General features: G+C 32.2%; 7 protein-coding genes and 1 pseudogene (1 of these 8 running past the window's edge). 4 read left to right on the top strand and 4 right to left on the bottom strand.

Going from position 1 to position 8,967, the window contains the following annotated elements; genetic code table 11:
* From JBKA6_RS03200 to JBKA6_RS03190, 3 genes and pseudogenes are all read right to left on the bottom strand, one after another.
* Positions 1–369 carry the beginning of an IS1380 family transposase gene (locus JBKA6_RS03200; RefSeq protein ID WP_157776906.1) on the bottom strand. 648 nt of this gene lie to the left of the window's left edge, so 369 of the gene's 1,017 nt are visible here — the first part of the coding sequence; it begins with the start codon at positions 367–369; its stop codon lies beyond the left edge, outside the window.
* Positions 290–652: a transposase gene (locus tag JBKA6_RS07915; RefSeq protein WP_096685809.1), complete on the bottom strand. Its 363-nt coding sequence runs from the start codon at positions 650–652 to the stop codon at positions 290–292. Before JBKA6_RS07915 ends, JBKA6_RS03200 begins: the two co-directional genes overlap by 80 nt.
* A gap of 95 nt (positions 653–747) precedes the next feature.
* Positions 748–1,263, bottom strand: a pseudogene (locus JBKA6_RS03190) (IS1595-like element ISIse1 family transposase); the annotation flags it as partial.
* A gap of 339 nt (positions 1,264–1,602) precedes the next feature.
* Here JBKA6_RS03190 and JBKA6_RS03185 point away from each other — a divergent pair.
* From JBKA6_RS03185 to JBKA6_RS03170, 4 genes are all read left to right on the top strand, one after another.
* Positions 1,603–2,937 carry a trigger factor gene (locus tag JBKA6_RS03185; protein WP_096685807.1) on the top strand — a complete coding sequence of 445 codons (1,335 nt, stop codon included), beginning with the start codon at positions 1,603–1,605 and terminating at the stop codon, positions 2,935–2,937.
* Between the two features lie 34 nt (positions 2,938–2,971).
* On the top strand, positions 2,972–3,646 hold the full coding sequence (gene clpP / locus JBKA6_RS03180; RefSeq protein WP_096685805.1) for an ATP-dependent Clp endopeptidase proteolytic subunit ClpP: 675 nt from the start codon (positions 2,972–2,974) through the stop codon (positions 3,644–3,646).
* A 2-nt stretch (positions 3,647–3,648) separates the two neighbouring features.
* Complete coding sequence (gene clpX / locus JBKA6_RS03175) at positions 3,649–4,905, top strand: ATP-dependent Clp protease ATP-binding subunit ClpX (protein ID WP_096685803.1); 1,257 nt, start codon at positions 3,649–3,651, stop codon at positions 4,903–4,905.
* A 164-nt stretch (positions 4,906–5,069) separates the two neighbouring features.
* Complete coding sequence (locus tag JBKA6_RS03170) at positions 5,070–5,255, top strand: hypothetical protein (protein WP_096685801.1); 186 nt, start codon at positions 5,070–5,072, stop codon at positions 5,253–5,255.
* 307 nt (positions 5,256–5,562) lie between these two features.
* Here JBKA6_RS03170 and JBKA6_RS03165 read toward each other — a convergent pair whose 3' ends face one another.
* Positions 5,563–8,895, bottom strand: coding sequence for a DUF5018 domain-containing protein (locus tag JBKA6_RS03165; RefSeq protein ID WP_096685799.1), 3,333 nt, complete (start codon positions 8,893–8,895; stop codon positions 5,563–5,565).
* Positions 8,896–8,967: the final 72 nt, after the last annotated feature.

Raw genomic sequence — 8,967 nt, 5'->3', positions numbered from 1 at the left:
TTCCATCTCTGGGTGACTCTCACGTATTTTGATAATTATTCGCTTTAAAATACTCACATACCATTTATTAGAATGACTATTTCCTGGGCGGAGTACAGGAAGGATAATCTGTCCTGTTTTTCCATCATGAAAAAATAGTTCATTGTACATGAATTGACTATAATAACCGTTAAACATTGACAATTGTTGACTGCCATGAGTTGGATCATCAGTTGAATCTACGTCAATAACTATTCTCTTACGATCAGATAAACTTGAAACATATTTGTATAACCACGCATCACAAAACTTAAAAAACAGCTTGTTTGTCAAAGCTATTCTCAAATCTTGATATAGTAGGTTGAGAAGCCAAATCACCTTGAAGAACATCTTTGAATAAAGGATCGTTATGTAAATGATTAACATCATTGGCGTCTTCATAGCCTAACATGATCATATAAACCCTTTGTTTTAACTGTTGCTTTCTGGTATAAGTAATAAATCTAGAGTCTCGAGTATCAGGCAAAAGTTTACTGTAATAATGAATCAATCTATGATCTCTTTCTAGTTTTTCAAGCATGATTAAAGATCCATCAGAGCTAATTTCTGATGATGAAAAAGTTAACTCAACAGAAGTTTTCCCTCTATAAAATAATGTGTTTTTATTCCTCATTTTTGGGCTATATTAAAGTATGTTTCTTTGGACTTTAATGCCTTAAAATTAACACTTTATGCGCAATATTTAAAGGGTAACTATGAATAATCTGGGTTAATGTGATTTACTCCTTTAGCAAATTCATTTTCACTATGTTTTACTCTATAATGCCTCTTATAACCATAGTTTACCAAGCCGTCATAAGACTTAAATCCATCAGTATAAATTGTACTTTCTTTACTTGCTCTGCTCTCTATAATAGGCATTATTACTGATGATGAGCAGTTTTTTACAATTTGTGTATAAACTTTACCCTCTCTTTTTAACATACCAAATACTGGAACTTTTCCTCCTGATCCTCGTCCCCTTTTTCCCCTAACTCGTTTAGCTCCAAAATAACTCTCATCTAATTCTATTTCCCCTTGATTAAAGGGACTTTCTTCTTCGCATTTTTGAACAATTAACAAACGTAATTTGTCAAAAATTTTGTTGATAGTATAACGACTTACATTAGTCAATTTACTAACTTTTTTCGCTTCAATATTTAGGCAAAATAACCGTAAAATAGACCTGAATTTTGCCTCAGAAATTCTTGAACGAATTATATACTTGTTTTTCATAGATAACATAAGGGTTTACACGCATGTAAATTTACCTTAAGTTGTCTTGAACCTTTTTTTTTGCAAAAAAAAATCAAATTTCTAATAAAATAACCTCATGAGCATGCAAGTACTCACCCACCCACTATCAGCCTTAAACCTAAATAATTTTACTTCTTTAAAGTATTTTTATTAATCAAACTCAGGTTAAAAACATCAATCCTAGATTTATACGAGTCATTTTTAAATGATTGAGGCATTCCTTTTTTATAAAAAAACGATGATTTTTTTACCTCTAAAAGCACTAACTTTGCCAGCCTATACCCTTTTATTTTAAAGAAAAAAAATATTTCCTATTAAAAAATAATCATGAATATATCTGTAGAAAACGACATTAAAAATTCAACGTCTACCATAAGTATGACTCTTTACAAAGAAGATTACCAAGAGGCTGTATCTAAAGTGTTGCAAAGCTATAGGAGACAATCTAATGTTCCAGGTTTCAGAAAAGGACATCTGCCTATTAATATTATTGAGAAAAAATACGGCAAACACGCCCTGATAGAAGAGGTAAATAAAATACTGAGTGTAGAACTAGACAAATACATAAAAGAAAACAACATTGACGTTTTAGGTAATCCTATTCTATTAGAAGATAATATCAACTGGGATAGTGATATACTAGATTTTAGATTTGAAATAGCCTCTGTTCCAGGGTTTGAATTGGTCATGCCAAAAGATGGAAAAATAACTAATTACAAAATAAAAGTCTCAGAGGAAGATATAGATAAACGAATCGAAGAAATCGCTTTGATGTACGGCAAAGGCCAACCCACAAAAGAGATAAATAACAAAACAATAGTAAAGGGGATCATCTCGTGGAATACTGATAAAAATCATTCTGTGGAGTCTACTATTTTTATGAGCAATCTAATTGAAAAAAGAATAAAAGATTTTGAAGGTGCAAAAGTAGGAGCCCTCATACACTTAGAAACAGAAAACCTCTTCAAAAACGAAAACCATCTCGCAATAGCACTAAATAAAAAAAATGAAGAAATAGACGATATAATAGACGATATTTCGACTATAAGCCTAGAAATAAAAGAGCTGTTAATACATCAACCTGCTGAAATTGATAAAGATTTACTAGAAAAAATCTATCCAGATAAATCAGTCTCTGACATAGAAGGCCTTAAAAACAAAGTCATTGAAGAATTTGAAAATTACTACAAGACTACTAGTGATATATACTTATTTAATCAAGTGATAGAATACATAACTGAAAGCACTAAAATATCCCTACCAAAAGACTTTTTGATAAGGTCATTAAAATCAAACACTTCAGATGATTTAACCGAAGAAGAAATGTTGTCTCTTTATGAACGAGAAAAAATTAGTATAAAAAATAATCTGATATTTGATGCTATAGCAAAAAAATACGATATAAATGTCTCTATAAATGAAGTAAAAGATCACTTTAAAGATAATATACTAAAAATTATGGGAGGCGATCTTGCAGATGATCAAAATAATCAAGATATGATAGAAAACATGATAAAAAGAATTATGGAAGATCAAGAAAAAGTAAATTCTGTTTCTATTAAAATTTTTAACGAAAAATTATTAACCAGTTTCAATGAAAACTTAAAATTCAAAGAGAGTAGTTTAGAATACAAAGACTTTGTAGAAAAGGTGAAAAAGTAAAAATAGGTATATCTCTCCGTTACTATAAAAATTTATGAACAACGACGAATTCAGAAAATATGCTACAAAACACCTAGGTATTTCTAGCATGAAATTAGATCAGTATAGCTCTATTTATTCTAGCTATATATCCCCTACAATTATAGAGGAAAGACCCATGAACATAGCTTCTATGGATGTCTTTTCACGACTGATGATGGACCGAATTATATTCTTGGGAACGACTATAAACGATCACGTATCTAATATAATACAAGGGCAGTTACTTTTTTTAGAATCTATAGATTCTGGCAAAGACATACAGATATATATCAATTCCCCTGGGGGAAGTATTTATTCTGGATTAGGAATTTATGACACTATGCAAATAGTAAAACCTGATATAGCTACTATATGTACTGGCATGGCCGCTTCTATGGCCGCTGTGATCCTATGTTCGGGACAAGCAAAAAAAAGATTTGCATTGAAACACTCTCGTGTTATGATTCATCAACCCATTGGCGGAATTCAAGGCCAAGCCTCTGATATTCAAATTACTGCTAATGAAATTCAAAAATTAAAAGAAGAGCTGTATTCTATTATTTCAAAACACTCGGGAAAAAAACAAAAAGAAGTATCTAAAGATAGTGATAGAGACTATTGGATGACATCCACCCAAGCAAAAGAATACGGAATGATAGATGAAATTCTAAAAAAAAGAACTGATTAAAAATGTCAACAGATAAAGAAAATACATACTGTTCTTTTTGTGGAAAAAAACAAGAAGAAGTAGAAATACTCATAACTAGTCTAGAAGGTCATATCTGCAATGAATGTGTACAGCAAGCTCATAATATTATACACAATACCATAAATGAAGATGAAAATGATCAAACTTCAGTGTCTGAAGAAATTAAAGACCTGAAAATTCCTAAGCCGAAAGAAATAAAAGATTTTCTAGATGAATACGTAATCGGACAAGATAATGCTAAAAAAACTATATCTGTAGCTGTTTATAATCACTATAAGAGAATTAATCAAAAATCAGATGAAGACAGCATTGAAATACAGAAGTCTAATGTCATTATGGTCGGTGAGACAGGCACTGGAAAAACACTTATAGCTAGCACTATAGCAAAATTATTAGATCTTCCCTTTGCGATTGTCGACGCTACTGTATTGACCGAAGCTGGATATGTAGGTGAAGACGTGGAAAGCATATTATCTAAACTATATCAATCTTCCAATTACAATATAGAAAAGACAGAAAAAGGGATCATATTCATAGATGAGATAGACAAAATAGCAAGAAAGAGAGATAATCCATCTATAACTAGAGATGTATCTGGAGAAGGAGTTCAACAAGCATTATTAAAACTCTTGGAAGGCTCTAAAGTAAACGTTGCTCCAGAGGGAGGAAGGAAACATCCAAATCAAAAATTTGTACAAATAGATACTTCTAATATATTATTCCTATTAGGTGGCGCTTTTGATGGCATAGACAGAACTATCTCCAAAAGATTGAATATGTCTTCCATAGGATATAGTAATAATACTGCTGATAAAAAGAGTATAGACAAACAAAATATAATGAATTATGTGTCTCACCAAGATTTAAAATCTTTTGGACTCATACCGGAACTAGTAGGGCGTATGCCTGTACTCACAAGCCTTAATCCCTTGGATATGGAAGCTTTAAAACTCATTATCACCCAGCCGAAAAACTCTATTTTAAAGCAGTATAAAAAACTATTTGAAATGGATGAAATAGATTTAAAAATAACTCCAGATGCCATAGATTATATAGTGGGTAAAGCTTTAGAATACAAGCTGGGAGCTAGGGGTTTGAGAACCATATTTGAAAGGATATTAATCGATGCGATGTTTGATATGCCTTCTGAAAAGAAGAAAAATAAAAGCTTGAACATAACTAAATCTTATGCCGAAAAAAAAATTAATTCAGACATAGATATGCTTAAATCTGCCTGAGATTTAGGATTTTAGAACTTCTCATTTCGTTTTACAACGACACAGAATCAGTCTATCACAAGAAAAGAAGAAGCTGCCTCAAAACCGAAGCAGCTTTTTTTTGTTTGAAAGTGTAGTTTTTTACCTGTTGGTTTATCTCACTAACTGATTTATAATCAAATAGTATGAATGCAAATTTCAGGGACTACAAGCAACAACAAAATTGGCTTTTTCCACCTAGTATCGAAGAATTGATTCCTGCAGATCATCCTGTGCGAGTTGTCAATGGCATGATTGAACAGATGATGCTCAAAGTTTCCGTAGTAAAAAACTCAAGACCATTTTTAAAGACACAAGAATATAATGCGTAATAGACTCAACAGTAATGAAAGGCAAAATAAACGTAAAAAAAAACTGATGTAGAACCTGTCTTCAGACATATCAAATTAAACCTAAATTTCAAGAAGTTTAAACACAAAATGAAAAAAGCAGAATTAGAATTTAGATTATATGCTTTGGAACACAATCTTCTAAAAAAGGTGTCATAAAAAGGCCCTTCCTTTTAAAAATAAAATGTAGGGCTATAAATACTAAAAATTAAAAAGCCGCCTCATCTCATCAATGAGACGGCTTCTTCTTTTCAGTTTTAGATTAAAGTTGAATAATAATTATATATTATTATGAACTAGCTTTAGTTACAGTAACCTTATAAACTTTTGTCATACTCTCTGCACCTGTTACTGTATAATCAACAGTAGTACTCTCGTCAACAGTAAACTCCTTAGAAGTTCCACTAGTGGGATCAACAGTAGCACTATCCCCTCCAACCTCAATTGTAGGAGTTAGCTGTATTGGGCTTTCCGACACCTCTTTAGGAACTACTAATTTTATAGTATTATCCTCATGGTTAATTGTTCCGACAACTTCAGTAGTTATACCCGTATTAGTTCCACTACTGCTATCAGCAACAGCAAACTTAAAACTACTAATATATGGCCCTTTAACTGCTGTTACAGTGTACTTTGAAGTAGAACCTAAAGCAGTTGTTAGAGTAAATGTTTTATGGCTTTCACTACTAATATCTCCAGATATCTCTTGACCACTAGTTGGACTTACAGTATATCCATTGTTATTAGGCTCGATAGTAGGTGTTAATCCTGTTAAAACAATATCAGTGCTATGGTTAGCAACATTATAAGGAAACTTTAATTTTATTGTTCCAGTATTGCCACCATCAGTAGGATGAGTTAATGCAGCATCTACCTCAGCTGCAATGCCTTTTTCAGGCTTAGCCCCTATTTTAAAGCTTGTCAATTGTGGCGCTGCTTCTTTAGTTAAATTAACTGTATAGGTTTTAGTAAAATCAGATAAATGTTCATTCTGAACTGTAATAGTTTTAGAATAAGTAGAACCACTAGAGGGAGGAGAATCAAAAGTTATATCTATAATGGTAGTTGAAGAGTTAATATTATTTCCAGAAATAGAAGCTTTTAATAATTTTGTTACATCAACTGTATTAGCAACTGTAATTGCTATTGTTCCATTTGTTGATAAAGTACCTTGAGTAATAGCCGAAGCGGTATAGTAAGTTGGATTAGTAGGAAACCCAGCATCTGTATTCTTATTCTTTTCAAACTTAAACTCCGTTATAGCAGGCTCTTTATAAACCTTCACTTCATAAACTTTCCTTCCTCCAGCAGAATCTACTACGCTGTATTCTTTAGGAGTACTATGAGAATTATCGAAATTATTAGGGGTATTAGCTGCTTCAGTAGCAGTCCCCTTATACACTGTAGCTCCAGAAGAAGTTGTAACAGTCGGAGTTAACTCACCAATCTCTGCATCATGAGGAACTTTAACAATTATCTCTCCCGGCGTGTCTCCAGAATTATGCGTAATAGTCCCTGTAATAGGATTATTCCCAAGATTTTTATTATTATTAGGAGAAGCAATAGCAAATATAAAATTCTGTATCTGAGGTTCAGCGTTTGGAGTTACAGTTACAGTGTAATCGCTTGTAGTTCCATCCTGAGCTGTTACAGTATAAGTTTTTGAACTACTAAAATTTTGTTCTGTATTAGCATCTGTTTCTTGTCCTTTTATAGTAACCTTAGAGCCGTTATTGCCTAATACTTCAGGAGTTAAAGCCGTGACAACTGCATCATGTGGAACCTTTACTGTTATAGTATTATCACGTATAACACCTTCTACATCCTGAACAATTTTTTTACCAGTATCAGTTTTAAACTTAAAGGACTTCATCTTAGAATTCGAAGATTTTACAATTACACTATATGCTTTGGTAGTACCATTTTCAGCCGTTACAGTATAAGTTTTAGCTGTACCATAAGTAAACTCAGTTTCTACTTTAGATGCTGGATCTACTGTGGCACCTGGAGACACTACTATTTCAGGACTAAGACTTACAGTAGTCTGATCTTCCCCATCTAATACTATTGTATAATCACTTCCACTATTTGTCGGACTTATTGTCATATCTGCTGTAATCTTTGAACTAAGAGAAGTATGATCTGCCTGTTTAATTGTAAAAGAAGTAATATCTGTCGCTGCACTTAACTCACCTATGGTTACTTTATACTTTCTAGTAGTACCATCTTGAGCTGTTACAGTATAATCTACAGCTGTACCACGAGTGAAATTTTGAGGGGCTAAACTAGCTGGACTTACTATGGCACCAGCACTAATATCTATAGTAGGTTTTAAACCATTTAAATCTGTAATACTAACTGGAATTTTTGCAATAGTTACAGTTACGTCTTCATCTCCTGTAGGGGTGGTTATAGTTCCCGCTGAATAATCAGTACTACCAAAGCCCTTATCAGTATTTACAGAATGTTTAAATGTAAAAGAAGTCATACTCTTATCATTAGAAAGGTTCTTAGTAACAGATACTGTATACTCTTTTGTTTGACCATCTTCAGCTGTTACAGTATAAACTTTGTTATTATTAGTATTATAATCATGGGGCGCAATTTCTGGACTTATAGTAGCTCTTTCATGCTTAGTTATAGTAGGAATTAAAGCTGTTATAGTTGCTGCAGTAGATGCTTTTACCTTTATAGTTCCGTCATCATCACTAATTGTAATATTAGCCGCTCTACTTTCTACAACAGTAGAAGATCTAGTTAATTTTAGACCAGTATTACTATTATTGCTAGTATCTTTTGTGAAAGAGAATACAGAAATTATATTATTAGAAGATAAATCTTTGATATACTTTACTACATAAACCTTTGTTGTTTTTCCATCTGCAGCAGTTAATGTGTAATTAACTGTAGTTGTAGTAATGCTAGTGCCAGCAGAGTCAGCAGTAGTAGAAATTAGTTCTCCCGAAGAAATACTAGCCCCTGTATGAATTATTGTAGGGTTTAACGCTTCGTCTAAAGTAGCAGCATCAGATATATGTAATGTTATAGTATTAGCTTCATCGGCTTCAGTAATTTGCCCCTCTCTATCTCCAAAAATCTTAGTTTCATTTTTAGACTTCTCTAATTTAAAAGAACTAATAGAACAATCACTAGCTAAAGCTTTAGTTATATAAACAGTGTAATCTTGAGACTTGCCATCTTTTGTTACAGTAAAGACCTTTTTATAACGTTGAGGAGAAGGCTTTTTGGTAGTTTTCTCATCCGCCCCTTCAGTAGTAGCTTGTTCTTCAATAGATTCTTCTACAACTTCTTCAAAATTAATTTCTTCACCACTAGCAGGAGATATGGTAGTCCCTTCACATGGGGTTATATTGAACTTTAAGCCATCTAAAACAGCTGTATGAGGAACTGTTAACGATATAGTATAATTCTCAGCATCTATCTCACAGTCTATATTAGAACCTAAATTTTTTCCCTCATTTTCGGAATTTAGTAATTCAAATGATTTTATACATACATTTAAATCGTCTTCTATAATATTCTTTTTATCACAGGAGAAAATAATTACCGACAACAATACAAAAGAGAAAATAATACTCTTTACAAAATAATTTTTCTTCATTTTTTTTAAAAAATAATTAATTACAACTTGCCAATAGCTTTGAATATCAAAGTATCAGCCACAAACTTCATT

The sequence above is a fragment of the Ichthyobacterium seriolicida genome (genome assembly GCF_002369955.1).
Taxonomy (GTDB): domain Bacteria; phylum Bacteroidota; class Bacteroidia; order Flavobacteriales; family Ichthyobacteriaceae; genus Ichthyobacterium; species Ichthyobacterium seriolicida.
The sequence above is the reverse complement of the archived record's forward strand: the minus strand, read 5'-3'. Positions and strand labels throughout refer to the sequence as shown.

What these genes read in the sequence shown, in the direction of transcription:
- JBKA6_RS07915 (WP_096685809.1), bottom strand. Translation starts at nt 652, where the DNA reads ATGAGGAATAAAAACACATTATTTTATAGAGGGAAAACTTCTGTTGAG.
- JBKA6_RS03185 (WP_096685807.1), top strand. Translation starts at nt 1,603, where the DNA reads ATGAATATATCTGTAGAAAACGACATTAAAAATTCAACGTCTACCATA.
- clpP (WP_096685805.1), top strand. Translation starts at nt 2,972, where the DNA reads ATGAACAACGACGAATTCAGAAAATATGCTACAAAACACCTAGGTATT.
- clpX (WP_096685803.1), top strand. Translation starts at nt 3,649, where the DNA reads ATGTCAACAGATAAAGAAAATACATACTGTTCTTTTTGTGGAAAAAAA.
- JBKA6_RS03170 (WP_096685801.1), top strand. Translation starts at nt 5,070, where the DNA reads ATGAATGCAAATTTCAGGGACTACAAGCAACAACAAAATTGGCTTTTT.
- JBKA6_RS03165 (WP_096685799.1), bottom strand. Translation starts at nt 8,895, where the DNA reads ATGAAGAAAAATTATTTTGTAAAGAGTATTATTTTCTCTTTTGTATTG.